The sequence below is a fragment of the Paenibacillus sp. FSL E2-0177 genome (assembly GCF_037992975.1).
Classification (GTDB): Bacteria; Bacillota; Bacilli; order Paenibacillales; family Paenibacillaceae; genus Paenibacillus_AQ; species Paenibacillus_AQ odorifer.
The window spans coordinates 5,931,361-5,957,826 of the sequence record NZ_CP150307.1 but is presented as its reverse complement, the minus strand read 5'-3'; the positions used below and the strand labels follow the sequence as shown (position 1 = coordinate 5,957,826).

Annotated in this window: 20 protein-coding genes, 1 pseudogene and 1 riboswitch; of the genes and pseudogenes, 17 read left to right on the top strand and 4 right to left on the bottom strand. The window is 43.2% G+C overall.

The annotated features are described in order from the left end of the window. Window positions 1-10: 10 nt before the first annotated feature. Window positions 11-799: an isocitrate lyase/phosphoenolpyruvate mutase family protein gene (locus MHI25_RS26475; RefSeq protein WP_340394604.1), complete on the top strand. Its 789-nt coding sequence runs from the start codon at window positions 11-13 to the stop codon at window positions 797-799. A 7-nt stretch (window positions 800-806) separates the two neighbouring features. Next, a complete protein-coding gene (locus MHI25_RS26470) occupies window positions 807-1,877 on the top strand; it encodes a trifunctional transcriptional activator/DNA repair protein Ada/methylated-DNA--[protein]-cysteine S-methyltransferase (RefSeq protein WP_076280132.1) in 1,071 nt (356 codons plus the stop codon). Between the two features lie 37 nt (window positions 1,878-1,914). Here MHI25_RS26470 and MHI25_RS26465 read toward each other — a convergent pair whose 3' ends face one another. After that, the gene (locus tag MHI25_RS26465) at window positions 1,915-2,580 is read right to left on the bottom strand and encodes a TetR/AcrR family transcriptional regulator (protein ID WP_076281962.1); all 666 of its coding nucleotides are present in this window, start codon (window positions 2,578-2,580) and stop codon (window positions 1,915-1,917) included. Continuing rightward, window positions 2,573-3,775 carry an MFS transporter gene (locus MHI25_RS26460; RefSeq protein WP_076310243.1) on the bottom strand — a complete coding sequence of 401 codons (1,203 nt, stop codon included), beginning with the start codon at window positions 3,773-3,775 and terminating at the stop codon, window positions 2,573-2,575. Before MHI25_RS26460 ends, MHI25_RS26465 begins: the two co-directional genes overlap by 8 nt. A 261-nt stretch (window positions 3,776-4,036) precedes the next feature. Between MHI25_RS26460 and MHI25_RS26455 the strand changes: the two genes are divergently transcribed. The 11 genes from MHI25_RS26455 to MHI25_RS26405 all read left to right on the top strand — a co-directional run bounded on the left by MHI25_RS26455 (window position 4,037) and on the right by MHI25_RS26405 (window position 18,648). Then, window positions 4,037-5,575 (top strand): response regulator, encoded by a 1,539-nt coding sequence (locus MHI25_RS26455; protein WP_076184797.1) that lies wholly within the window; start codon window positions 4,037-4,039, stop codon window positions 5,573-5,575. Window positions 5,576-5,594: 19 nt separating this feature from the next. Next, window positions 5,595-7,397, top strand: coding sequence for a sensor histidine kinase (locus MHI25_RS26450; RefSeq protein ID WP_076184836.1), 1,803 nt, complete (start codon window positions 5,595-5,597; stop codon window positions 7,395-7,397). A 17-nt stretch (window positions 7,398-7,414) separates the two neighbouring features. Then, window positions 7,415-8,950: a response regulator gene (locus tag MHI25_RS26445; RefSeq protein ID WP_076310244.1), complete on the top strand. Its 1,536-nt coding sequence runs from the start codon at window positions 7,415-7,417 to the stop codon at window positions 8,948-8,950. Window positions 8,951-9,065: 115 nt separating this feature from the next. Further along, on the top strand, window positions 9,066-10,772 hold the full coding sequence (locus tag MHI25_RS26440; RefSeq protein WP_076310245.1) for a sugar ABC transporter substrate-binding protein: 1,707 nt from the start codon (window positions 9,066-9,068) through the stop codon (window positions 10,770-10,772). An 87-nt stretch (window positions 10,773-10,859) separates the two neighbouring features. After that, window positions 10,860-11,828, top strand: coding sequence for an ABC transporter permease subunit (locus tag MHI25_RS26435; protein ID WP_076130468.1), 969 nt, complete (start codon window positions 10,860-10,862; stop codon window positions 11,826-11,828). A 59-nt stretch (window positions 11,829-11,887) separates the two neighbouring features. Continuing rightward, window positions 11,888-12,790 (top strand): carbohydrate ABC transporter permease, encoded by a 903-nt coding sequence (locus MHI25_RS26430; protein ID WP_139329891.1) that lies wholly within the window; start codon window positions 11,888-11,890, stop codon window positions 12,788-12,790. A 47-nt stretch (window positions 12,791-12,837) separates the two neighbouring features. Then, window positions 12,838-14,370, top strand: coding sequence for a glycoside hydrolase family 43 protein (locus MHI25_RS26425; RefSeq protein ID WP_340394603.1), 1,533 nt, complete (start codon window positions 12,838-12,840; stop codon window positions 14,368-14,370). A 44-nt stretch (window positions 14,371-14,414) separates the two neighbouring features. After that, entirely contained in the window at window positions 14,415-15,434 is a 1,020-nt protein-coding gene (locus tag MHI25_RS26420) for an endo-1,4-beta-xylanase (protein ID WP_340394602.1), read from the top strand. Window positions 15,435-15,516: 82 nt separating this feature from the next. Further along, window positions 15,517-17,571 carry an alpha-glucuronidase family glycosyl hydrolase gene (locus tag MHI25_RS26415; RefSeq protein WP_340394601.1) on the top strand — a complete coding sequence of 685 codons (2,055 nt, stop codon included), beginning with the start codon at window positions 15,517-15,519 and terminating at the stop codon, window positions 17,569-17,571. A 60-nt stretch (window positions 17,572-17,631) separates the two neighbouring features. Next, on the top strand, window positions 17,632-18,390 hold the full coding sequence (locus MHI25_RS26410; protein WP_312148447.1) for a Nif3-like dinuclear metal center hexameric protein: 759 nt from the start codon (window positions 17,632-17,634) through the stop codon (window positions 18,388-18,390). Window positions 18,391-18,474: 84 nt separating this feature from the next. Then, window positions 18,475-18,648 (top strand): hypothetical protein, encoded by a 174-nt coding sequence (locus MHI25_RS26405; RefSeq protein ID WP_169744809.1) that lies wholly within the window; start codon window positions 18,475-18,477, stop codon window positions 18,646-18,648. Window positions 18,649-18,725: 77 nt separating this feature from the next. On the opposite strand, the pseudogene MHI25_RS26400 reads toward MHI25_RS26405, so the two are convergent. After that, window positions 18,726-18,821 (bottom strand): annotated as a pseudogene (locus tag MHI25_RS26400) (glyoxalase); the annotation flags it as partial. Window positions 18,822-19,082: 261 nt separating this feature from the next. Beyond that, window positions 19,083-19,269, top strand: a riboswitch (cyclic di-AMP (ydaO/yuaA leader). A gap of 87 nt (window positions 19,270-19,356) precedes the next feature. Between MHI25_RS26400 and MHI25_RS26395 the strand changes: the two are divergent. From MHI25_RS26395 to MHI25_RS26380, 4 genes are all read left to right on the top strand, one after another. After that, window positions 19,357-20,184 carry an alpha/beta hydrolase gene (locus MHI25_RS26395; protein WP_081383340.1) on the top strand — a complete coding sequence of 276 codons (828 nt, stop codon included), beginning with the start codon at window positions 19,357-19,359 and terminating at the stop codon, window positions 20,182-20,184. Window positions 20,185-20,776: 592 nt separating this feature from the next. Continuing rightward, window positions 20,777-21,838: a selenide, water dikinase SelD gene (gene selD / locus MHI25_RS26390; protein WP_076184790.1), complete on the top strand. Its 1,062-nt coding sequence runs from the start codon at window positions 20,777-20,779 to the stop codon at window positions 21,836-21,838. A 58-nt stretch (window positions 21,839-21,896) separates the two neighbouring features. Next, window positions 21,897-22,934, top strand: coding sequence for a tRNA 2-selenouridine(34) synthase MnmH (gene mnmH / locus MHI25_RS26385; protein ID WP_340394600.1), 1,038 nt, complete (start codon window positions 21,897-21,899; stop codon window positions 22,932-22,934). 35 nt (window positions 22,935-22,969) lie between these two features. After that, entirely contained in the window at window positions 22,970-24,082 is a 1,113-nt protein-coding gene (locus MHI25_RS26380) for a cysteine desulfurase family protein (protein WP_076221014.1), read from the top strand. A 474-nt stretch (window positions 24,083-24,556) separates the two neighbouring features. Here MHI25_RS26380 and MHI25_RS26375 read toward each other — a convergent pair whose 3' ends face one another. Continuing rightward, the gene (locus MHI25_RS26375) at window positions 24,557-26,371 is read right to left on the bottom strand and encodes an exosporium glycoprotein BclB-related protein (RefSeq protein ID WP_340394599.1); all 1,815 of its coding nucleotides are present in this window, start codon (window positions 26,369-26,371) and stop codon (window positions 24,557-24,559) included. Window positions 26,372-26,466: the final 95 nt, after the last annotated feature.

Sequence of the window (26,466 nt, the reverse complement as noted above, 5' to 3'; positions counted from 1 at the left end):
ATGACCACTTATGAACACTAAAAACTATGACTATTTTAAAACGCTGCATGATCAAAAAAATCCACTGATCCTGTACAACTGCTGGGATGTAGCCTCGGCTAAAGCAATAGAGCAAGCTGGATCAAAGGCGCTAGCAACCAGCAGCTATTCCATGGCGGAAGCGTGGGGATATTCGGACGGTGAACAGCTTACATTTGAGCTTATGCTTTGGATGATATCAAAGATTGCCGAACGAGTAGCAGTTCCATTGACCGTAGACATCGAAGGTGGATATGCTATAGATGAGGATATTTTAGCGCATAACATGGAGCAGTTATTTCAATTAGATATCTGTGGTATCAATTTTGAAGATCAGATCGTAAATCATCCTAACAATGAACTATGGGAGACCAGCGAACAAAGCCGGAGGATCAAAACCATACAACAAGTAGCCTCCAAACTGCAAAAGCGCGTGTTTATTAACGCTAGAACGGATATCTTTTTCAAGGCTAAGGAACATTCGATAGATCTAGTCAATCAAGCTATAGAACGTACCTATGCTTATGCTGACGCTGGAGCGGATGGGATTTTTATACCGGGGCTCGCTGATCCAAGCTTGATTGAACAATTTGTTGAAAAATCGCCACTGCCTGTGAATATTATGGTTATGGACGGTATGCTTTCAAATCATAAATTGCAAAATATTGGCGTGAAACGGATTAGCTATGGACCGCGTAGTTTCTTTCAGGCACAACATAACCTCCAAGAAAATGCCCGGCAAACGCTTGATGCCTCAGGACTTTATTTAGAAATGAGCTAACCACACTATGATAACTAATGAGCAGGATATCGATAAATATTATAAGATGCTGGTCGAGAAAAATTCGAATTATGAGGGCGTATTTTTTGTAGGAGTGAAAACAACGGGCATCATGTGTAGGCCAACTTGTCCGGCTAAAAAGCCATTAAAAGAAAATTGTGAGTTTTTTGCTACAGCCAAGGAAGCCTTATTAGCTTCATATAGACCTTGTAAAAGGTGTCAGCCGCTATCCAATCCAACAAAAATGTCTCCTGAAGTAAAGCTGCTTGTAGAAGCTATTGAGAGCAATCCGGAACGAAAATGGACAGATAAAGATTTTGATGAGCTGTCTATTAGTGCAAACACGGCACGCCGCCAATTTAAGAAACAATTTGGAATGACCTTTATCGAATATGCACGTTCTAGACGTTTAGGACTGGCATTCAAACATATTAGGAATGGGGATTCAATCATTAACGCACAACTGGAAAGCGGGTACGATTCGAGCAATGGGTTTAGGGATGCTTTTTCACGAACGATGGGGACTGTCCCGAATCATTCCAAGCAGATTAAAGTGCTGTACTGTACTTGGATAGAAACGATATTGGGTTCTATGCTGGCCATCTCCGATGAAGAGAGTCTTTTACTGCTGGAATTTGTGGATCGCAAGGGACTTGAAAATGAAATCAAGAGATTACGCATTCGCTTAAATGCAACTATATTACCTGAAAAGGTAGCCGTCCTTCACCAAATTGAGGAGGAATTGAAGCTGTATTTCACCGGTGAACTTACGGAATTTACAACGCCGGTTCGTTATCTGGGCTCAGACTTTCAGCAAAAGGTGTGGAATGAACTCCGGAAAATACCTCTGGGACAGACAGCTTCTTATAAGGAGCTTGCAGAGAAAATCAACAATCCTTCTGCTTGCCGCGCTGTAGCAAGGGCGAATGGCACCAATCAACTTTCAATCTTGGTTCCATGTCATCGAGTGATAAATAGCAATGGTGAATTGGGGGGCTATGGAGGCGGGCTTGCCAGAAAAGAATGGTTAATCAAACATGAGTCTAACCGCTCCTTAAAGCAGAATAATTTCATTTAACTACTTCTTTCTATTACGGAGAAAGTGATGGGTCCCCTTACTTCAAGGCAGGAGATTCATCACTTTCTGTACTTAAATACTGAACTAACATGTCCACAAATCGGTTAGCAATTTGAATATCCTGAAGTTCGTTGTTGAAATCGTCTTTGGAAATCAGGCTCATTTTCTGCAATAAACCCATCATAGACGTGAAGATGAAATGAGCAGTGGATAAGGGTTCTGTATCAAATTTTAATGATCCATCTTTAACTCCGGCCTCCAGAGCATCCATTAAGAAATGTCGTTCTTTACCCCGCATCACAAAATTTCTGTAATTTTCTTTGAGTTCTTTACTGTAATCATAGGCTTCAAAATGCAAATCGAATAGAAGAATGAATTTGATGTAACCTGGGTGTTGCCGGGCATAATCAATCCAAGCATTAAGCATCGAAGCAAGCATTTGCTTACCATTCATTTCAATTGAAGAAGGTGCGTTTCTAACAAATTGCGTCATGCTCTCCAGGATTTCCATCTGGACCTCAAAAATCAGTTCGTTCATGGACTGGAAATGCTTATAAAAGGTAACCCGGCTTACACCAGCCACGTCGCAGACATCCTTAATATTAACTTTGAGAAAGCTTTGCTTCATAAAAAGATCCTTCGCCGCAGCAATCAATTCTTCCCGGTTTCTGTTTTTTAAATTCTGGTGCCAGTTCTCAGTCATGGGTTACACTCCTTTCTTGTTCTTTTTTTGGTTTTTGTAAGGTGATGAAAAAGGCAGATGCCAGGATAATTGCCCCAAAAATATAGGGGATATCCATGTGTTTGTCAAACATCAATCCCGCTAAAATGGGTCCAAGTATGTTTCCTATGCTGGTATACGTTGTATTTAATCCGGCAGCAAATCCTTGCCGATCACCAGCTGAGTTGGCAATCAATGTACTTACTGTGGGTCGTAAAAAAGCATTAAAAGCAAAAAATAAACCGGATACAACTAATAAATAACCTAAATTGATCTTGAATATCATCAACAATAAGGTTATAGCGGTCATCACCAATGATATACGTATAAGCTTTATCTCGCCAAGTCTCTTAATCAGATGATCAAGCAGCCAGATCTGCACAATAATGCCTATAATAGCACCAACCGTAATAATGATTGAGATTTTCGTTGCATCAAAACCGTATTTTTGTTCCACAAAAAGGGCGTACACCGTTTCATAATTCATCAGACCAAATGTCATGATTAGAATGAGCAGAAGATAGCGGAAATAGGACGTCCGGAATGAATTTACGATTTGATTACGAATAGATTCCCGAGGGGCCCATTTGTTAACGGGTTTCCGTTTTTCCTTTGGGAGTGTCTCTGGCATATAAAAACAAAGTATCGTAGCGATAAGTCCAAGTCCACCCGCAAAAAAATAAGGCGTCCGTATGCCAAACCCAGCGATAATGCCGCCTAACCCTGGACCAAGTACCATACCCAAATTCATGGAGGCCCCCAAGTACCCCATACCTTTAGCGCGGGTTTCATGGGTGGTGATATCAGCGACGTAGGCCATATTGGAAGGAACCATGATTCCGATACCTATACCCCCAATAAATCTAGCGACATAGAGTAGGGGCAATGTCGTAGAGACAGCAAATATCAGATCTGAAAGTACGGTTAAAAACATTCCGGAAATGATCATTGATTTTCTTCCCCATTTATCCGAAAGCTGTCCCCCTATAGGTGAAAAAATAAACTGTGCTGCTCCAAAAGCTGCAATAAGATATCCGGCAGCAGCCCCTGACGCATTAAACAGCTTCAGATACTCAGGTAGAATGGGAATAACCATACCTTGCCCCAATAAAGCGATAAATAGATTCAACATCAGAATGAAAAGTGGAAATCTAGCAGACTTAGATAAGCTGCTCATATCTTAGCCCTCCCATATGGTTTACACTATGTAATTCTTTACTCGATGTAAACCATGATAATGGAATGATGGGCCCTTGTAAAGGTGTATCTGAAATTTAGGATACGTCGTTTTTTGTACGTTTTTTCAAGTAAAAAAAGTACTGTTTTAAACAAAAGAAGGAAAATTTATGAATTCACATCATTATCCAAGTATGATAGCATGATCTATATATTTTGGTGTAAAGCGCGGGCTTAACTTAATAAGATTGGAGCGAACATCATGCTTAAGGTTCTGATCGTGGACGATGAACCCTGGGTTCTTGAGGGGCTAAGGACGATGATCGACTGGGAAAAATTCGGTTATGAAGTTTGTGGTGAAGCTCAAAACGGCACGGATGCGATGAGGCTTATCCAGGAGAATAAACCGGAACTGGTTCTTACGGATATTAATATGCCTGTAATTAACGGACTTGAGCTTATTACAAAGTTGAATGAGGTCATGGAGAAACCTCCTAAATTTGTGATTCTGTCTGGATATGATGACTTCAAGTATGCACGTACGGCATTGCGCCAGCGGGTAAATGAATATTTATTAAAACCCATTGATGATGAAGAAATAGAGGCTTTATTAAGCAGGATCACTCCAATAATCCAAAATGAAATCGCTTCCAATGAGGAGTTTGATAAAAAGCAATTTTTTATCGTAAATAATATCATCAACCGCCTGATCCAAGGGGAGTATAACGAAAATTTAGAGCTTCTAACCCGAAACACCTTGAAGCTTCAAGCGGATGCAGAGTTAATGTGTATTCTTATCGAACCGGCCTCCTCTATGAATCCATTCCAACCGCAGATAAGTGATTATTTTTCCGAGGAACACTTCTGCTTCTTTCAAGACGGATCGGGAAGAGCGGGGATCATTCTTCAGTCTGCTTCTATCGGCAATGAGAGCCTGGAGACTATCGTCAACCAGATGCATTCAGATCTCACTGAACAATCACAGGAGCTGGTCTTTCTAGCACTTAGCAGCAGAATGGTCGGGGTGAGCTCGATTCGAGAGATTTATAGGCAGGCACTTGAGGTATGGAAACGAAAAACGCATCAGCAGAAAAGAGGGGTCTTTTATTATAGTGAGCTTAGGAGCCTGAAAAAGGAAGAACCTCATGAGGATCATTTCAGACAGCTGCTGCATAAGGTCCAAACGAATGATACGGAACAGATCCAGCCTTGTGTAAAAGAAGCGTTCACTGCTTTCGTTGAGAATCTGTTGACCCTTGAAGTTGTAAAAGCAAAAGTGGCCCATTTAGAGCTTACGATCTGTAGAATTATAGCTCAAATGAATGGAGACCCGGATACGATTATGATTAAGCTTCAGCAAGAATACGGAAATCTAGGTGAGCTTAGTGATTATTTTATATTAAGCCGTTATGTACAAAGTCTGTGTGAACGGGCTGCCGTCTATCTGTCTGAACTAGAGCAGCAGAATGAACAAAATACGATTTACAAGGTTATTCAGTATGTGGATCGGGAATTTCGGAATAAATTAAAGCTTCAGGATTTGGCACAACAATTTCATATTAATTCTACCTATTTGGGACAACTGTTCAGAAAGCAAACGGGTCAGGGTTTTAGTGAATACCTAAATGCCAAACGGATTGAAGAGGCAAAAAGTCTGCTGAAGCGAACACAGTTAAAGATATCGGATATAGCGGTGCAGGTGGGATTCTCTAACACTGATTATTTTATAGATAAGTTTAAGCTGCTTGTAGGGGTAGTACCATCCGTGTATAAAAATGAGAATAAGAACCAACAGCTCTAGGGGAAGCAAGGTGTTTCATATGGAGAGAAAAAAATTCAGATTTAGAAAAGTAGTGAATGATATTCCCTTGAATTATAAATTTTCCCTTATTTATATCATAGGTGTTCTTCTCCCTATCATTATTATTAACCTTGTTTTTTTGGATCGGATTTCCGATCTGATCAAATCGAGAGAGCAGCAGAATCTAGAGATATCCTTAGAAAGAGCCCGAAAGGATATTCATGACTTCATTGAAGGTGGGGTAGCTGTCAGCTATACGCTTTCTGCTGATAAGAACCTGTATGAATTGCTTGAGCGGACGTATGGGAACTCTATTGAATTCTATGACACTTTTGATGAACAGCTAAGAGGCCGAATGAATAGCTATATGCCGGTGAACAATCAGATTGAACGGATTACTGTATTCACGAACAATGATTCCATTGTTTCTGGCAGCAACTATCAGGTTATCAATGAAAAGGTTATGAATAGTGAATGGTATAAGCAGTCGAAGGCTGCGAATAAACATCTGTTTCTTGCCGCTTATCATATGAGTGACATCTCTAGTGTGATTTCTACAGCGCCTTATTTGAGTGTTATTGAGCGAATGGACGCTTACAGCTCATACAATAAATTTGAAAAGCTGCTTAGAATTGACTTGGATCTCAGTAAAATATATGACGTGATTATCAGAGAAAAAGATTACTTGAGTCTTTATCTGGTTAACGAGCAGGACGAGATTATTATGTCTGCCCAAAGCGGGTATCAAAGAGGCACCACGGAACCTTATCCCGTGTTCAAGCTGCAGGATGATGAGCGCAAGGAGGATGTGCATATTGTACCCGTCGGCGGAGCTAGTTATATAAAAGGCTGGCGGATAATAGGAATTACACAAGGTGAGCGTATTGCCCAAGCGATAATGGAGATCCGGATTTATGCAGGGATTCTGGCGTCTATTGTCACGCTAATCACAACCGCTTTTTTATATGTGATGTTAAGATCCTATAATTATCGGGTGAAACGGTTGTCCAGACATATGCAGAAAGTATCCAATGAGAAATTTGAGCTGATTCGGATTGATGAAGGTCAGGATGAGATCGGGGGCTTGATCCGTAATTTTAACAGGATGACCACTACCATTAATTCCTTGATCAATGATGTATATAAACTGGAGATTCAAAAAAATAATCTGGAGATGGAAAGAGTAAGAGCTGAACTGAATTTTCTGCAAAGTCAGATGAATCCGCATTTTCTGTTTAATACGTTAAATGCCATTTTGGTGGTCTGTACTAAAAATAATTACTCGGATGTTACGGATATCATTAAGAGTTTATCGAAATTACTTAGACGGCTGCTGAGCTGGAAAGAGGATCTCGTTACCTTGGAAGAAGAAATGACTTTCATCGAGATGTATTTGAAAATTGAAAAATTCCGGTTCAGGGATAAATTCGACTATCAATTTGAGATCGATGAGCAGTCGCTTCAATATAAGATTCCCAAGCTAAGCATGCAGCCGCTCGTTGAGAATTCCTGCAAACATGGTCTACAGGCCATAGAGGGACTAGGTGTGATAAAAGTGAAGACGTTAGTGGAGGAGGGACGATTAAAAGTTACCGTCTCTGATAACGGTAAAGGGATAGAGCCAGAGAAGCTGCAAGAATTATTAGGTAATGTTCAAAATGAAGCGTCTTCGGGAACGAATATCGGAATCCGCAACGTGTACCGCCGATTAGAATTGTACTATGAAGATCAGGTCCGTTTTGATATCAGCAGCGTTCCGGATGAAGGGACCATTGTCACTTTTGACATTCCACTAAAACTCCTGGAACGGAAGAATAGCTAGAAAGTGAGGGACCCCCAATGAAATACAAAGTATTATTGATCGATGATGAGCCTAGTGCGCTTGAAGCGATGCAGCTGTGGATTGATTGGCAGGAGCTTGGCTTTGAGGTATGTGGAACCTCCAGCAATGGCAAAGAGGGGCTGGAGCTAATGAAACAGCTAGAGCCAGATCTTGTAATTACGGATGTTAATATGCCGCTAATGAATGGGCTGGAGATGGTCGCAGCTTGGCAACAAGCTGAGATTAAGGAGATCAAATTTGCCATACTAAGTGGTTATAGTGAGTTTGAATATGCTAAGACAGCTATACACTATGGAATTAATCATTATCTGATGAAGCCAGTGTTTCCGGAAGAGGCGGCAGAAGAATTGCTGGAGATATATCAGGAGCTGGAGCAGGAAGCTCAGAAGCGCAGTTTAAATCAAATAGCCTCCGCGGAGGAGGCTGTTTCTCTCCTGAAAGGAATGCTGCATGAGAAAGCTGAGCAGTCGAATCAGGAGGTACTGAACCGACTATCGGAAGGTAAAAGCCATTGGAATATTTGTTTGATACAGATAGAGCCGGTTTTATATACGGAGATCAGAGAGCAAGCCTCAGCCCTCCTAACCGATAAAGATTCGATGTTTCTGATGGATCTGGAAAGTCATTGTTTTGGAATCGTATATGGATACAATTCATTGTCCACTGAGGGAGCTGTGATCGATCAGATTGCAACTCCTTTGCTGAATGAACACCCCAAACAAGCTTTATATATTGCAGCAGGTGCTGGTGTAGGCTCTTTGCTTCAGATCGGGAACAGTTACCGAATGGCGAAAGAAACATTAATGTATTATTTTTATTATTCTGAAAATGTAGAGATCCTGACTTATCAGGAGATTAAGGATAGTCCCTTTAGTTATCATTATGATCAAATTCAACTGATGGATGACTTGATAAGACCGATTAACACCCTGGACTCCGCAGGCTTTAGCCAAGCTGTGAACTCGGCAGCCCGCAGTTTCCGGGAACAGCGCATCGCTCCAGAGGTTGTGAAGAAAATTGTTATTCATATGATGTATAAGATTATTGAGTTTACCTCGGAAGCCAGTGAAGTTCATGAGTCCTCCTTATCTAATCAAATTAGAATCCCCGCGATGTTAGACTCAATGATCACCTTGACGGACTTAATGCGTAATTTGCTATTCTGCGGCGAGGCCAGTATCGATACCCTTCTTAAGGAACAAAACCTAAAATCACAGGGGATTGTTCAGGAGATTAACAATTATATTGAAGAGCATTTTCGCGAATGTCTTACTATTAAGAGACTATCAGAGGTTTTTTTCCTGCACCCGGTATATCTGGGCCAATTATTGATCAAGAAGAACGGTATTAATTTCAATGAACAGCTGCATAACCTCCGAATAAAAGAGGCAGTACATTTACTTCAACAAAATAAATTAAAAAATAGTGAAATCGCTGAAAAAGTGGGCTATGGCAATTATAGTCAGTTCCTCAAGCAATTTGAAAAAAAGCTGCATATGAGCCCTAACGAATTTAAAAACACTAATACCTAAACTTTTTGGGGGTACATCTTTAATTCTGGCGTATTTTCAGAAGATTATCACCTCTATAATTTAACTTGTAAGGGCTTACAACATTGTTACACCAACAAATATATGGAGGTGCTTTATGGGGGGCAAGTTAATATCCAAATGGAAACTTAGTCTGATTGCTGTGTTATCCCTAAGCTTTACCTTAGCAGGGTGCGGAGGAAATAACAGCAACAATACGACGGCTAAAGGGGAAGACAAACCAGCAGAAACAGCCACTTCAACTGCTGCAGGAACAGATTCTGAGAAGATTGAACCTTTTGAAATTAGTATCTTTCTTGGAGAAGCAGGCCAGCAACCAACACCAGATAATAAAATTTATAAAATGATTAAAGAAAAAACAGGCGCATCCTTCAATTTCGAATTCTTAGCTGGGGATCTTAACCAGAAGTTAGGCGTAATGATTGCCGGTCAGGATTATCCGGATTTGATGACTTCCAATACTAAGCTGACAGGAGCGGAAGCTTTTATCCCGCTTGAAGATTTGATTGAACAATATGCTCCAAATTTGAAAGCGCATTACGCAGATTACTGGAACATGATGAAAGACCCGAATGATGGACATATTTATACGCTTCCGAATTATGGTGCGTATAACGGTAAAGTGAATACAACCTATTATGCAGGTCCTGCTTTCTGGATTCAGAAGGACATCCTGAAAGATGCTGGTTACCCACAGGTGAAGACCTTGGACGAGTATTTTGACCTCATTGTGAAATATAAAGAAAAAAATCCAACCATCGATGGAACGCCAACCATCGGATTCGAAATTCTTAACAACGACTGGAGAAACTGGGGGTTGTTTAACGCTCCTCAGCATCTGATCGGACACCCTAATGATGGCGGGGTAGTAGTTAATGATAACGTTGCAGAAATCTTCGCAGATAAAGACTATGCTAAGCAGTACTATCAAAAGCTTAATGAAATGAACCAATTGGGCGTTATCGACCAAGAAACATTTGTGCAAAACTACGATCAATATTTGGCGAAACTGTCTAGTGGAGCCGTTCTGGGAATGTTTGATCAGCACTGGAACTTTGGTTCAGCAGAAGATTCACTCCGGACACAAGGTAAAGATGAAAGAACTTATGTAGGACTTCCACTTGTGTTTGATACCAGCACTAAAGATTATTATCTGGATCGCCCAGCGCTGAACTTGAATAATGGCTTCGGGATCAGTATCAATGCCAAAAACCCTGAAAGAATTATTAAACTAATGGATACATTGATTCAAGAAGATTGGCAAAAAATCTTCACTTGGGGTATTGAAGGTGAAGATTATCAAGTGGAAAATGGCCGTTTTATAAGAAATGAAGAACAACGGAAGAACGCAGTTGATGCTACATGGAAGCTCAGCAACAAAGCAGATGCTTGGTATGCTACAGCTCCGAAATTGCAAGGATTCTTTGAGGATGGAAACTCAACAGATGCTGCGGCTCAACCAGAAGAATACCGGGCTGCACTCAAGCCGTATGACAAGGAAATCCTTGATGCTTATGGCTACAACAGTTATGTGGATTTCTTCAGCGAGCCTGAGCCGAACCCAGTAGCTTATCCAGCTTGGTCCATAGATCTTGTTGAAGGCTCAGATGCCAAAATTGCCGAAACGAAGCTGAATGAATTGCGAACCAAATACCTGCCAAAAGCAATCTTGGCCAGTCCATCAGAATTCGATAAGGTTTGGAATGACTTTGTTGGAGAAATTGGTAAAGCGAATGTCAAAGCCTATGAAGACAAAATCAATGAACAGCTTAAATGGAGATTTGATACTTGGAGTGTTAAATAGTTAGAGCTTGCTTAAAAATCAGAAAGTGGTGGCTTATTAGGCCAACCACTTTCTGAAATATATGGATGATGTGGGGAGAAAACATATATGGATGAGATATTAACGGGGAAAAAAGTTAACCGGCATCCTAAAAGAAAAAAGAAGCAACCGATTACTATGACCTTGATTAAGAATCAGAAACAGCTGATTTGGATGTCGGTTCCATTAATGCTTTATATTATACTATTTGCTTATGTTCCCATCTGGGGATGGACGATGGCTTTCCAAGATTATAAACCAGCTAGAGCATTTAGTGAACAAACATGGGTGGGTTTAAAACACTTCAAGTTTCTTTTTACGGACGATAGCTTTTTGAGAGTACTGCGCAATACGTTGGCCATGGGCCTAATTAATCTAGTTCTAGGATTTGTGACTGCGATAATACTGGCATTGCTGCTTAATGAGATCAAAAATGTATTTTGGAAAAGAACCGTTCAGACCATATCCTACTTGCCTCACTTCCTCTCTTGGATTATTGTAACAGGCATTGTAGCTACTTCTCTTTCGGTTAATGACGGGATTATCAACATCGTGCTCATGAAATTGCATCTCATTGATTCACCGATCCTTTGGTTGAGTGAAGGGAAGTATTTCTGGGGTATTGTAGGTGCTTCACACGTCTGGAAAGAAGTCGGATGGAGTACTATCATCTACTTGGCGGCTATCGCCTCTATTGATCCGGCTTTATATGAAGCTGCTGAGATTGATGGAGCGAACCGGTATAAGAAAATGCGTCATGTAACTTTGCCGGGCATGAAAGCAACCATTGTAATCCTGTTAATAATGTCCGTAGGACATGTACTGGAAGCTGGATTTGAGGTTCAGTACTTGTTAGGAAACGGGCTTGTCGTAGATTGGTCGGAAACGATTGATATATTTGTATTGAAATATGGTATAGCGCAAGGGAATTATTCCTTAGCTACCGCGGGTGGTATTTTCAAAACAGTCGTAAGTGTAACGTTGCTGCTATTAGCTAACTGGACTGCGAAGCGGCTAGGGGAAGAGAGGCTGTTATAATCATGGAAAAAACTCAATTGATTCCTCAAAAATCTCCAAAAAGTAATGCTGGAAACCGGATGAAAAATCTGAGGTTCGAACCCGTAGTGTTCAGCACCTTCAATACTATATTTATGGTTTGTCTAGTTATTGTTACCTTGTATCCATTCCTGAATACTATAGCAGTCTCCTTTAATGCGGGGAATGATACCATCCGCGGCGGCATTTATTTATGGCCTAGAGAGTGGACCATACAGAACTACAAAGCGGTTTTTGCCTCAGGTACAATTTATAATGCTTTTTGGATTTCGGTAGCACGAACAGTGATATCTACGATCCTGAATCTATTTTTAACCACGATGCTTGCGTATACGTTAAGCCGGAAAGAATATGTTTTCCGCAAACATATTACCTTTATATTCGTCCTTACCATGTATTTTAGTGCGGGTCTGATTCCAAACTATTTCCTTATGAAGGATCTTCATTTGCTCAATTCGTTCTGGGTATATGTAATCCCGTCCATGGTAAGTGCATTTAATATGATCGTTATCCGTACTTATATTGGTACCTTACATGAAAGTCTTATGGAATCTGCAAGAATCGACGGTGCCGGGGAATTCAAGATCTTCATGAAAGTAGTCTTCCCTTTGTGTAAACCTGTTCTTGCTACCATCGCCCTTTTTGTTGCAGTAGGTGCGTGGAACCAATGGTTTGATGCGTTTATCTACACCTCTTCCCGCCAGAACTTGAGTACATTGCAATATGAATTAATGAAGCTGCTATCCTCTACTATGAACTCGAACAGTAACCCTAGTGTAAATAACGGGACAGGGATGACTCAGGAGTCGGTACATGCCATGGTTACACCAATCTCCATACGGGCAGCCGTTACGATCGTTGCTTCGGTTCCAATTTTGCTAGTTTATCCATTCATGCAGAAATATTTTGTGGTCGGTCTAAATGTAGGAAGCGTGAAGGAATAAGGAGCTTGCAATCACTATTAAGTAATAGGAAGGTTGTCTGTTAAATTATGACCCCATCTTCAATCACATACACGAATCCGATACTTCCAGGCTTCTATCCTGATCCAAGTATCACTCGGGCAGGGGATGACTACTATTTAGTTTGCAGCTCCTTTGAGTATTTCCCTGGCGTACCTATTTTTCATAGTCAGGATTTGATTCACTGGACACAAATAGGTCATGTGCTCAATCGTGTAAGTCAGCTGGATACTCGTAAAAGCAAGAGCTCTGGGGGGATATTTGCCCCAACGATCCGCTATCATGAAGGAACGTTTTACATGATAACGACCGAAGTACACGGGAAAGGAAATTTCTATGTTACGGCTACGGATCCTGCGGGTCCGTGGTCAGATCCGATTAGTATTCCTTATGGAGGAATTGATCCTTCCCTAATGTTTGATGAGGATGGAAAGGTATATGTAACCACCCAGCAGGGGGCAGATTATGACTCCCATGCCATCCAATATGAGATAGATATTGCTACGGGAGCAGCGTTAACAGAACCTGTTGTTATCTGGACTGGGGATGGCGGACCTTGGACGGAAGGACCCCATTTGTACAAAATAAATGGAATGTACTATATCATGACGGCTTCAGGAGGAACGGCTAAGGAACATCGGGAGATCATTGGCCGCAGCTCCTCTCCATATGGACCGTTTGAACGATTGCCGTATCCAATATTGACGCACAGCGGTACTGACAATCCCATTCAGTATTTAGGGCATGCCGATTTGATTGAGGATCGTAACGGGGATTGGTGGGCCGTATTCCTTGGGGTAAGACTAGTAGATACAAAATTCACTGTGCTTGGAAGAGAGACTTTCCTTGCTCCGGTAAGCTGGACTGAAGACGGATGGCCGATGATCGATAATAATGAAGACACAGTTGGACTGGAAATGAAGGTTTCACGTGTACCTGGTCAATCGCCAAAACCTGAGACTAGTGGAAGATATGATTTTGATGATCAAGTATTGCCGCTGGGATTAGCCTTTCTGCGGAATCCGGCTGAGGGAAGCTGGTCCTTAAACGAAAGACAGGGATGGTTATCTCTTCGAGGACAATCTGCAGGTCTCAGTGAAGTAGGCCAAGTGGCTTTTGTAGGCAGAAGACAGCAGCATACTTCGGCAGAATGGAGCACGCTGCTTGAAATGCCTTCATCTATTGCTGATGTGGAAGCTGGACTTTGCGCCAGATTAGATGAAAATGCTCATTATGAAATTGGACTTGTTCAAAAAAACGGGCAAAAAGTGATTACAGCTCATGTGACTATGGATGGAATAACCCATACAGTGGCAGAGGTTCCAACTACTGTCGAGCGAATTTATTTAAAACTTAAGGCTGAGCTTACCGAATACAGCTTCCTTTATTCTTTGGATGGGCAGGAGTGGAATAAGCTATCAACAGCAGCAGCGTATCCATTATCCCCTCAAGCTGTAAAAGGAAATGGATTTACGGGTGTACTTATCGGATTATATGCAACAGGTCATGGCAAGGTGGCTGAGGTGCCTGCCTACTTCGATTGGTTCGATTATCAGTCTTAATTATTCGAATACTGATATAAATGCGTTTGTCAGGAGGGAACTTGTTGAGACAAGCTAGTGATTACACAGAACTTGCACTAAAAACAATATTTGCTGAGGATTTCAAAATTGGCGCAGCCGTTAACCCGATGACGATACAATCACAGGAGCACTTGCTCGCCTATCATTTCAATAGCATTACCGCTGAGAATGAGATGAAGTTTGAAAGTCTGCATCCGCTTGAAGACAGTTATAACTTTAAACTAGCAGATCAGTTGGTTGCGTTCGCCCGAAAACATCATATGGCTATGCGTGGGCATACTTTAGTCTGGCATAACCAGACTACGGACTGGTTGTTTGAGGATAAGAAGGGCGGGTGTGTAAGCAAAGAGACATTGCTTGCACGGCTCAAATCACATATTCAGACCGTGGTTGGGCGTTACAAGGAAGATATCTATGCTTGGGATGTTGTAAATGAAGTTATTGCAGATGAAGGAGAAGAACTTCTTCGCCAGTCAAAGTGGCTGGACATTGTCGGACCGGAGTTTATCGGCAAAGCGTTTGAATTCGCTCATGAAGCCGATCCTAAGGCTTTATTATTCTACAACGACTATAACGAGTCTAATCCTCTTAAGCGTGACAAAATCTATAAAATGGTGAAGTCGCTGCTGGAACAAGGAGTGCCGATCCATGGCGTCGGATTGCAAGCCCACTGGAATCTATACGATCCGGACTTAGATGAAATACGTGCTGCTATTGAGAAGTATGCATCTTTAGGGCTTCAGCTCCAATTGACAGAGCTGGATGTGTCCATGTTCCGTTTCGATGACAAACGAATGGATTTAAAGGTTGCACCTGCCGAACTGCTCGAGCTACAGGCAGAGCGCTATGAAGCGATGTTTGCTCTGTTGAAAGAATACCGCGACGTGATTAGCTCAGTCACTTTCTGGGGAGCAGCGGATGACTATACATGGCTGGACGGCTTCCCTGTTCGGGGACGGAAAAATTGGCCATTTCTATTCGATGAGCAGCATAATCCTAAGCCAGCGTATCACCAATTGCTTAACGCTGTCACCAAATCATAGAGCGGGTAACCTGCTCAAGCTTGCGAATCATGAACCCGTCCTTTTCAATCCAGGGCGGGTTATTTATACGGGAGGAATAAACATGACAAATACCGCTTATGAGGCTTGGCTCAATTATGGTCAGCTGAAATCAGGATCTCTATACAATCAATATATAGATTGGTGTGTTGAGTTGGTAGTAACGGAGGACAACGAGACGATTCAGGCGGCAGCCGCGGAATTCATACAGGGGATGACCTCTATGCTGGGCAAAGCGCCACTGCTCACAGCGAAACCTGAAGGACCGTGTATCGTTATAGGAACCTTCCAAGGGGGGAATCCATTAATTAGTAGAGTATTCGCAGGAGAACGAACCGATTCACTGGGTCCTGAAGGTTTCCTTATACGTACAAATGCTACTGAGCAATGTATCGCTGTCGGTGCTTCAACGCCTGTTGGAATATTGTATGGCGTATTCCATCTGTTACGGCTGATAGGAACAGAAAGCGAGATAGACGCTCTGAATTTGTCTATGAATCCGGTGAACGGCCTGCGAATGATTAATCACTGGGATAATTTTGATGGCAGTATTGAACGTGGCTATGCTGGACGGTCCTTTTTTTACGAGTCCAATCAATTTCTTAACGATACAAAGCGGCTGCGTGATTATGCCAGATTGATGTCCTCTGTGGGGATCAACGCGATTTCGATTAACAATGTGAATGTTCATGAGCTTGAATCTCTATTTATAACGGAGCAATATTTGCCTGATATCGCGTTAATTGCAGGAATATTCCGCGTATACGGAATTAAGCTATTCCTCAGTGCTAACTTCGCCAGCCCGATACAGATCGGAGCATTGGAGACAGCTGATCCACTGGACCCAGCGGTGCGGCAATGGTGGAAAGATAAGGCGGGTGAGGTTTATCGAGTGATCCCTGATTTTGGCGGGTTTGTGGTCAAAGCGGATTCAGAAAATCGACCAGGGCCATTCACTTACGGGCGTGACCATGCCGATGGCGCTAATATGCTGGGAGAAGCACTGGAGCCGTTTGGCGGAATCGTGATTTGGCGTTGTTTCGTATATAACTGCAAGCAGGATTGGCGTGACCGTAAGACAGATCGGGCCAGAGCAGCGTATGATCATTTCAAACCATTGGATGGCCGATTTAATGATAATGTAGTGCTGCAAATCAAGAATGGACCGATGGATTTTCAAGTCAGAGAACCGGTATCTCCGCTGTTTGGCGCACTGGAACATACCAATCATCTGATGGAGTTTCAGATTGCTCAAGAATATACAGGGCAGCAGCGGCATCTCTGTTATCTCGTTCCACAGTGGAAAGAAGTCCTTGATTTCAATACTTATGCCAAAGGGCAAACTACACTTGTGAAACATATTGTGGACGGATCGGTGTGGGGAAATAAGTATAATGGTGTGGCTGCTGTAACTAATGTCGGGGATGACATGAACTGGACGGGGCACGGGTTAGCTCAAGCTAATCTGTATGGATATGGGAGATTAATTTGGAATCCGGAGCTGACGGCAAAAGAAATAGCTGAGGAATGGATTCGCCTTACCTTTGGCACTGATGAAGGTCTAGTGGCTGCTATTCGCGGGATGTTAATGGACTCATGGAGGATTTACGAATCTTACACAGCTCCATTAGGTGTGGGCTGGATGGTTAATCCGGATCATCATTATGGGCCGAATGTGGATGGATATGAATACGCCAAGTGGGGAACGTACCATTATGCGGATCATAAGGGCATTGGTGTGGATCGTTCAGTCAAATCGGGAACGGGGTATAGCGGACAGTATATGGGTCTTAACGCATCAAATTATGAGAATCTAGCGTCTTGTCCAGAAGAGCTGCTGCTGTTCTTCCATCATGTTCCATACACGCATGTTCTGCAATCGGGGCAAACGGTTATACAACATATCTACGATACTCATTTCGAGGGGGCAGAGCAGGCTGCACAGCTTCTAGCAACATGGGAATCACTTGAAGGCAGCATGGAGAGTGGATTGTATGTGCAAGTGAAGCAACGTCTTGAAGAGCAAGCAGAGCATGCGCAGGAATGGAGAGATCGGATCAATACGTATTTTTACCGCAAGAGCGGAATTGAGGATCTTAAAGGCAGAAAGATTTATTAGATTTCGATTCGAGGGATGATGATAGTGAGCCTCACGATTAGAGCGATTTTGAAAGATTTAATGGGAACTGTGGAACAGGTAGAAGGGACTGTGGATATTCTGAACCCAGGGGAACCGGAAACTGAAGTCACAGGGATTATTACGGCCTTCTCTGCCACACAAAATATTGTGGAGCAAGCAATAGCGTTAGGAGCCAATTTGCTGATCACGCATGAAGGTATATTTTATAGCCATCATGCAGCGAGCGAGTGGTTAGAAGGTGATCCGGTTTATCATGCGAAAAAAAGTCTGATCGAACATTCCCCAATAGCTATTTTTCGTTATCATGATTATTGGCATCGGCAAGAGCCGGATGGGATTATGATGGGTTTGCTGCGAGAGCTGGATTGGTCAGACTATGTGGAAGAGCAGCAAGCGGCTGCTACGATTCTCACTATTCCTGCTATGACTGTAATGGAAGCTGCTCAGTATATTAAAAGTAAGCTAGGCATCTCTTATGTACGCGCTGCTGGTGACCTGTCTCTGTCCTGCAAACGCGTAGGGATATTAGTAGGTTACAGAGGAGGCGGGACGATGGCTATTCCGCTTTTTAATGATCACAATCTTGATTTAATTATTGCTGGAGAAGGACCAGAGTGGGAGACTCCGGAATATGTGCGGGATGCAGGGCACCAAGGCAAATCTAAAGCGCTCATCATGTTAGGTCATGCGGAGAGTGAAGCACCGGGGATGAAATATTTAGCTGAAATCTTAGCAGACAAATATCCCATGCTTCCTACCCGGTTCATTGCTGAACAACCCATCTATCAGATGGTTTAATCTGGGGAAATTAAGAGTACGGAATAAATAAACATATTATGGAGAAAATGAAGGGAAACAGGTCACTGAGAAAGGAGTGTTTCAATGGAAATTCCTTTGGAGGCTGATGAAGTATTAAGTCGGATCAAAAAGCTGCAAAGCGACGGAAGCTCGATCAGTAAAAAACAAGTGAAGCAAAGCGACCCAGAGCTTATGAGAAGTGCGCTGTTCTTTTTTCCAAGCTGGGAGCATGCATTGAAAAACGCCGATCTTTTGTAGCCATAGTATTGTAAAAGGAAGCTAAGTGGACAGGGGGAGATCTCTGATTCTGCTTAGCTTTTTTCTTTTTTATGAAATCATTCGTGCTGTTCATGTGAAATAATATTAACAAGCTTGCCAAACGGATCGGGGACATAGAAACGACGAACACCCCAAGGTACAGAAACTGGCCCAATATTGGTATTGAAGATTGTCGTTTCTTATTAAATAGGAAAGTACTGGTGAATCACCCCCTTTTTCGCTTGCTTCAGAGCTGTTTTTCTAAAGAAAACGAGTAAACAAGAGCAAAAGAAAGAGAAAATGAAGAGTATGCTTAATATGAAATGAAAAGCATTGCTTTCAACATTATTTTGACCAGAGCCCTCCTTTACAAGAAAACCTTACAAGAGTATGATTCATCTCAGAACTGAGAATTATCTTAAATTTACAATTACATAAGCAATCCGCTTAATTTCCGTTTCTGGAAAGCGGGGGAACCAACAACTGGCAGCCGATGTGAGAGTCGGCACTGGTTATGGGGTGAATCCTGTTCCGGGTGCATAATATGCATCCCTGCAGGTAGGGCAACTCTCACTGCCCGAATCCGACAGCTAACCTCGTAAGCGTATGGAGAGAGGATGAATGGCGTGTTTAGTGATGAATAGCCACAGAGAATCCCTCTGTGGTTTTTTGCTGCGTTTTTAAGCAGATATAGTCGTAGAATTTATTATGAAAGAGGTGTTACCTTTGCCTATCGCTAAACTGAACGGAACTTCGCTCTATTATGAAATCAATGGAACTGGCACTCCGGTTGTGTTTATCCATGGACATGGATTAACACACAGTATGTTCAAACCACAGCTGGAGTATTTTTCCGATAAATATAAAGTGATTTTGTGCGATTTACGGGGGAATGGCAAGTCTGGTAAACTGCTGGAGGCCCCACATGAGATTATTGAGACGCAATGTCTGGATCTGATTATGCTGTTGAATGACCTAGGTATCCGTGAAGCAGTTTTTGTAGGAATCGCCTATGGTGGCTTAGTCGTTCAGCATATTGCCAAACAATATCCTGAGCGTGTAAAAGCCATTGTGGTCGCGGATAGCTTTTGTAGGACTCACGGATCAACAATAGTAGGGAAAATACAAACTATGGCAGCATATTGCAGTTTACTAATGTATTATCTCCCAAGCGAGCTGGTGTTGCCTTCGATTCGGATGATGTACCGAGAGCGCTGGAGTCTGGCCTACAATGAGATTAGAAGAGGACTGCTGGACAAACGCCCCCGGGAGTTATATCGGCAAAGGCTGGCTACGAGCCATGTTGATTACACCAGATGTTTAAAGGCTTTTAAACGTCCTGCATTATGTATTGTGGGGGACTTTAATGAATTTGGAGTGAATTGTATGAAGGAAATGGTGTCTCAGCTGCCGCAGGCGCAGTTGGCGATTATTCCGAACGCATTAGATCCAAGTAATCTGTGCCAACCGGAGCAATTCAATGCGATTCTTCAGCGTTTCTTAGAGAAGCAGCAGGGCAGTCAGCAGATTAGCTGATCTATAGGGAGACCTTCACAAGCGAAGCGTTTAAGTGAGAAAATAGGCGTCCCATAGCCAGGGCGGAATGAGCTGGCTATGGGTCGTCTTTCTGGGAAGAACTTTAGGGGAATTCTCCCTAAAATGAAGGAGATTATGGCTCCTAGAACGTAGATTAGGGAAATCCTCCCTAATAATAGGATGTTTTTAGCCATAAATGGGTATTTGCATGAATTTTTAGGGAGGAATTCCCTAAAAACCTCATTTTAAAGCGATTATCGATGAACATTAGGGAGAATTTCCCTAATATAATGGATATCTAACTAAAGGCTGGCTCATCCGTAGTGAAATCTACGAATGAGCCAGCCTTTGGTTATTTTACTAACCGATGGATGTTGAACATTTACAAGCATATTGTACCTAGAACGCCACTTAATGTCCCTACCCTACCACAGCACCAAATATAGCTCACCAGACGTGGGAAAGAACAATAGACTCTAAATAGTTATAGAAGGAGGCGTAGTAAGCAACGCATCTGCTACTCTTGCATTTTGTACAATGCGATCTACTCGTGTAAGATTAAGATAATTCATACTAAAGGAGCTGAGTCATGATGTCTCAAGCTGAAACTATAAAACTGACTTCATTATCTTCAAAAGGGGGCTGCGGCTGCAAAATCGGTCCCGCCGATCTCATGCAGGTTATTCGTAGTCTGCCACCAACTGTTCCTAACCCGGATCTACTTGTAGGTCTTGATACTAGTGATGATGCAGGGGTGTATCGTTTAAGTGATGAATTAGCGTTAGTGCAAACTGTTGATTTTTTCACGCCGATCGTGGATGATCCCTATTCATTTGGTCAAATTGCAGCAGCCAATGCATTAAGCGATATTTATGCGATGGGTGGAAAGCCGCTTACGGTGCTTAATATTGTGGCCTTTCCTATTTCTGTTTTAGATAAAAGCATTCTCGGTGACATTTTGCGCGGTGCAGCGGATAAAGTACAGGAAGCAGGAGCTACTCTTGTGGGCGGACATTCCATCGACGATAAAGAGCCCAAATTCGGATTGGCCGTTACGGGCCTTGTGCATCCTGACAAAGTAAGAACGAATGCGGGCGCCAAGGTGGGAGACAAGCTGATTCTAACGAAGCCTATCGGTGTGGGGATCTTAACAACTTCCATTAAAAAGGATCAGCTATCTCCTGAAGAAACCACACGCCTTACGACAGTAATGTCTACTTTGAATAAAAAAGCGGCTGAAATCATGGAGCCTTATGATGTACATGCTTGTACAGATGTTACCGGATTTGGGCTACTGGGACATGCCTCGGAAATGGCTAAAGGGAGCGGCACGGGCCTGATCATTCGTCAAGGCGATGTACCGATGCTGCCAAGAGTAAGAGAGCTTGCGGAGCAGGGATTTGTTCCAGGAGGCACTAAGAATAACTTTGCCCATCTGGAAGGCAGCATTCTTTATCCGGAGGAGATGGACCAACTAAGCCGCTATATTCTATGTGACGCTGTGACTTCTGGCGGACTGCTGATCTCTGTGGCCCCTGAACAAAGCGAAGATTTGCTAAAAGAGTTAGTAGATGCAGGGGTAGAAGCGGCATTGATCGGAGAGGTAACGGAAGAGCATCCGGGTCAGATTACAGTTATAGCTGCTGTGGAATAACTGTTGTATATCAGCTTAGAGCAAATTATGAAGGTTAGCCACCAGAGGAGAGAGCATATTGTTTCAGGACATTACACTGGAAGAACTTAGAGTGTTAAAAAACAAGAAGCAGATCACCATTATTGATGTTAGATCTCCTTCTGAATATAAAGATGCAACGCTGCCGGATAGTTTGAATATTCCTTTTTTTGATGATCAGGAACGGGCTGAAGTAGGGACGTTGTATAAACAGACAAGTGTGCAGGCCGCGAAAGAACGTGGTTTGGAGATTGCTGCGGCAAAACTGCCTTCTTTTGTCAAAGAATTTGCAGCGATTCAAGGAGACAAAGCTGTATTCTGCTGGAGGGGAGGTATGCGCAGCCGTACAACTGCGACCGTACTCTCTTTAATGGATATTCATGCTTACCGGCTGATAGGCGGCTATAAGGCTTATCGTAAATGGGTGCTCGACGAATTGGAGTCCTATGAATGTAAGGCGAAGTCTTATGTGATTCACGGAAATACAGGCACAGGTAAAACCAATCTGTTACACCGCCTGAAAGCGCAAGGCTACCCCGTTCTGGATTTGGAAGGGATGGCAGGTCATCGTGGTTCTATTTTTGGTGAGATTGGCCTTCGTGCGAACAATCAAAAAACGTTCGATAGTCTTCTTTTAGAGGAGTTAATTAAGATCGGGGATTCTCCTTATGTACTATTTGAAGCGGAGAGCAAAAAGATTGGTAAGGTAGTAATGCCCCCATTTATGGCCGAGCAAAAAGAGAGCGGAACGCAGATCTGGATTGAGATGCCTTTGCATGCCAGAGTGGAGCAAATCCTTGAGGATTATCGGCCAGAAGAATACAAGGAACAATGTATTTCTGCATTTTGGAGTATTAAATCCCGAATTCATATCCCTGTTGCGGCAGAAATCGAGCGATGCTTGCAGGCAGATTTGTTCGGCGAAGCTGTGGCGCTGCTGCTAGAGTATTACTACGACCCTAGATACGATTATACGTCCACTCAGTATGAAGGCATTGAGAGAGTTACTTTTAAAGTGAATAATCTGGATGAAGCTGAGACTGCTGTGCGTTCTTTTTTAAAACATCAAGAAGTATAAGTTTCGCGTTATGGTTAAAGGGGGCTTTACTTAATATGATCTATTTAGATTACAACGCTACAACACCAGTAGATAAGGAAGTAGCAGAGGTTATGATCCCTTATCTTTACGGTCATTTTGGGAATCCTTCAAGCAGTCATTCTTTGGGGCGGGAAGCTAAACTCGGAATAGAGCAGGCAAGAACACAGGTGGCTGATTTCCTGAATTGTGCGCCGGGTGAGGTGCTTTTTACCAGTGGGGGTAGTGAGTCTAATAATACTGTCATTAAAGGAGTAGCCCAAACGTATCGCCATAAAGGTAATCACATTATCCTGTCTGCTATTGAGCATCCAGCGGTAATTAAACCTTGTCAGTACCTGGAGCAGATGGGATACAACCTGACTTATGTACCTGTTGACTCGTATGGAATGGTGCAGGTTGACGATGTGAAAAAGCAGCTCACGGACCAAACCATTCTGGTCTCCATCATGCACTCTAATAACGAAACGGGTACGATCCAGCCGATCAAGGAAATAGCTGAGGTCTGCCACCAACGGGGCATTCTTATTCATACAGATGCTTCACAATCTGCGGGAAAAGTAGACCTCGATGTAGCGGACTTGGGAGTGGATTTTCTAACGCTTGCAGGCCATAAATTATATGCGCCCAAAGGCATTGGAGCATTGTACATTCGGGACGGCATTCACATTGAGCCTTTGATACACGGTGCGGGCCATGAACAGGGGCGAAGAGCGGGGACAGAAAATACACCCTACATTATTGGCTTAGGAAAAGCCTGTGAGCTTGCTGCTGACTCTGATTCTAGAAAAAGAGTTAAGCAAGTTACGGAGTATTTCTATGGAAGACTGCAGGAGTCTTTTGGCGAAAAAATTCATTTGAATGGTCATAAACACAAGCGCTTGCCTAACACCCTTAACGTTAGTTTTCTTGGAGCAGTGGGTCATGAAATTATCGATTCCCTGGAAGCTGTGGCGGCTTCAACTGGCTCAGCGTGCCATTCCGGTGAAACGTTGATTTCGCCTGTTTTAAAGGCTATGCATGTGTCGGAGAATATTGGACGGGGAGCGGTTCGTTTTAGTGTGGGACGATATACGACTACAGCGGAAATCGATGAGGTCATCGATAAGCTGAAGGTGTATTTGTTATAAGCTGAAATCGTATTAGTTGTGAGGTTCGTTTTTGCAAACAGTGGCAAAGTGTGAATTCTAGTGAACGGACTATGATTCTCAGTGAACGGATTATGGCTCCCAGTGAATGGATTATGGCTCCCAGTGAATGGACTATGATTCTCAGTGAACGGATTATGATTCTCAGTGAATGGACTATGGTTCCCAGTGAACGGAGTAGCTATCGGACTCAGGCGCTCTTATTTGCAATATTTTCCTATTTTTGAGTTGCTATAGGACTCCATAGGCGTTATTAGTACAAAATAGACACTACTGAGCACCATTTCTGCCCAATAGCGCCTCTCAGGTCCGATAATCTCTCTAAACAGTGATAAATTAACGAATAGCGGCATCTGAGTCCGAAAGATCAAGAGTTGAATCCGCATATTACAAAAAAAGCATCTGCCACCTCCTTCAAAAGGAATCGCAGATGCTTTTTCTAACTTTTTTTAGTGATTATACAATCGTAAAGCCAGCACTTGCATAACCAGTGACTGTATTTACAAGGGTAAGACCTGTAGCGGTGGCTGAGAATACCATAAGCAAACGTGTCTGTGGTGTTACAGTAAAATTGATACCATTCGTAATTCCGCTGACAAAAGTTCCAAGATTAATAGTACCGGTGATAGGTGGAAGTGGGACTGTTGCGCCTGGAATAGGAGTAAATGTGTTATTTGGTGTGGCAGATTGGTACAATTGCGCTGTTACATTTATCGTAGTACCAAGCAGCGATAAAGCTATGGTATTACTGAAGTAAGCGGCAATGGAAGTTATTACTCCTGCTCGAGGAGTTGAGAATGCAAAATTGATAAGCGGTCCAAGGAGAGTACCTGTCAAATCAATATTACCGCCAACAAGCGAAATACCTGTGGCTGAACTTCCAAAGCCTACAAGGCTTGTTGTTCCAACCAAACCACCTAAAACCGTGGTCATAATAATAGGTCCTCCGGATGCCAGCGGAATAATTGCACCGTTACCGGTTGCACCAGTGACTCCGGTAATGCCAGTAGCTCCGACCGCGCCGGGATCACCGGTGGCACCCGTAGCTCCGGCAACGCCGACCGCCCCCGGATCACCCGTGGCACCCGTTACACCCGTAGCTCCGGCAACGCCGACCGCCCCCGGATCACCCGTCGCCCCTGTGGCACCCGTAGCTCCGGCAACGCCGACCGCGCCCGGGTCGCCCGTCGCTCCCGTTGCACCGGCAGGGCCCGCCAAGCCGGCAGCACCCGTCGAGCCCGTCGCTCCAGTTGCTCCTACGCCTGGACCCGCTGGTCCTTGCGCACCTGTTGGTCCTTGAATCCCTTGCACACCCTGTGGTCCTTGCGGTCCCATCGCACCACCAGCGATTAACAAGTAATCTGGTGAACTTCCAGGTATTCCAGTAGGTCCAGAAACAGTAGCAATATAGGTGCTGCCATTGAAGGTTACTACTTGACCTGCTGGATAAGTAGGACTTTGTGCAGGATTAAAGATTACAATTCCTTGCAGCCCTACCCCTTGCGGACCCTGAGGTCCTTGAAGTCCAGGTGTTCCTTGAGGGCCTTGTGGTCCTTGCGGTCCTTGGGGACCTGTGGAGCCACCAGCAATTAATAAATAGTCTGGTGAACTTCCAGGTGTTCCCGTTGGTCCAGCAACAATAGCTATATAGGTACTGCCATTAAAGGTTACTACTTGACCTGCTGGATAAGTAGGGCTTAGTGCAGGGTTAAAAGCAACAATTCCTTGCAGCCCTGCCCCTGTGGTTCCCTTTGCGCCCGGAACCCCTTGTGCTCCTTGCGGACCCTGGGGTCCCTGTGGCCCTTGAGGTCCAGTCACACCTTTAATAGGTAATCCAATTGCTTGTGTAATAGAAGCTTGAATATGTCTGATCTGAATAATCAGCTGATCTTTACAATTAGAGTCAATCTTCGTGGCGAGAATAAAAGATAATAACTCTGCTAACAACAGTTGAAGATTAGTGCCCACGCTTACGACAGAGAAGGGACTGACTTCGGTCGATACAATGGCTATCTCTACTACAGAAAGTAGCTCAGTTCTAAAAGCGCTGCATAACTTAGAGGTATGCAAGAATTCCAATAGTTCTCTTAACACTCTTTGGAGATTGGCAATATGAAGTGTTGTGGGATTCGTAAGTACGGGGGGCACCACTGCAGAGAGATCAGTGACTATTTTTAATAGTGCGTTACACTCCCTCTTTCTAATAGGACTGCTGATCCTTCCATGCTTGTTTAGGATAGCATCGCCTTTAAATGGTCTGTAATCAGGCATATTTCTATATCTCCTCCTTGAACTTCTCCTGTTCATTCCTTTAAAAAATGGGAACCTGCCCAATCAGCATATTCTGAGAAGCGGAAGTGGTTACA

Excerpts from the sequence above, each read along its gene's own strand:
- MHI25_RS26475 (WP_340394604.1), top strand. The coding sequence starts at position 11 with ATGAACACTAAAAACTATGACTATTTTAAAACGCTGCATGATCAAAAA.
- MHI25_RS26470 (WP_076280132.1), top strand. The coding sequence starts at position 807 with ATGATAACTAATGAGCAGGATATCGATAAATATTATAAGATGCTGGTC.
- MHI25_RS26465 (WP_076281962.1), bottom strand. The coding sequence starts at position 2,580 with ATGACTGAGAACTGGCACCAGAATTTAAAAAACAGAAACCGGGAAGAA.
- MHI25_RS26460 (WP_076310243.1), bottom strand. The coding sequence starts at position 3,775 with ATGAGCAGCTTATCTAAGTCTGCTAGATTTCCACTTTTCATTCTGATG.
- MHI25_RS26455 (WP_076184797.1), top strand. The coding sequence starts at position 4,037 with ATGCTTAAGGTTCTGATCGTGGACGATGAACCCTGGGTTCTTGAGGGG.
- MHI25_RS26450 (WP_076184836.1), top strand. The coding sequence starts at position 5,595 with ATGGAGAGAAAAAAATTCAGATTTAGAAAAGTAGTGAATGATATTCCC.
- MHI25_RS26445 (WP_076310244.1), top strand. The coding sequence starts at position 7,415 with ATGAAATACAAAGTATTATTGATCGATGATGAGCCTAGTGCGCTTGAA.
- MHI25_RS26440 (WP_076310245.1), top strand. The coding sequence starts at position 9,066 with ATGGGGGGCAAGTTAATATCCAAATGGAAACTTAGTCTGATTGCTGTG.
- MHI25_RS26435 (WP_076130468.1), top strand. The coding sequence starts at position 10,860 with ATGGATGAGATATTAACGGGGAAAAAAGTTAACCGGCATCCTAAAAGA.
- MHI25_RS26430 (WP_139329891.1), top strand. The coding sequence starts at position 11,888 with ATGAAAAATCTGAGGTTCGAACCCGTAGTGTTCAGCACCTTCAATACT.
- MHI25_RS26425 (WP_340394603.1), top strand. The coding sequence starts at position 12,838 with ATGACCCCATCTTCAATCACATACACGAATCCGATACTTCCAGGCTTC.
- MHI25_RS26415 (WP_340394601.1), top strand. The coding sequence starts at position 15,517 with ATGACAAATACCGCTTATGAGGCTTGGCTCAATTATGGTCAGCTGAAA.
- MHI25_RS26410 (WP_312148447.1), top strand. The coding sequence starts at position 17,632 with ATGGGAACTGTGGAACAGGTAGAAGGGACTGTGGATATTCTGAACCCA.
- MHI25_RS26405 (WP_169744809.1), top strand. The coding sequence starts at position 18,475 with ATGGAAATTCCTTTGGAGGCTGATGAAGTATTAAGTCGGATCAAAAAG.
- MHI25_RS26395 (WP_081383340.1), top strand. The coding sequence starts at position 19,357 with ATGAAAGAGGTGTTACCTTTGCCTATCGCTAAACTGAACGGAACTTCG.
- selD (WP_076184790.1), top strand. The coding sequence starts at position 20,777 with ATGTCTCAAGCTGAAACTATAAAACTGACTTCATTATCTTCAAAAGGG.
- MHI25_RS26380 (WP_076221014.1), top strand. The coding sequence starts at position 22,970 with ATGATCTATTTAGATTACAACGCTACAACACCAGTAGATAAGGAAGTA.
- MHI25_RS26375 (WP_340394599.1), bottom strand. The coding sequence starts at position 26,371 with ATGCCTGATTACAGACCATTTAAAGGCGATGCTATCCTAAACAAGCAT.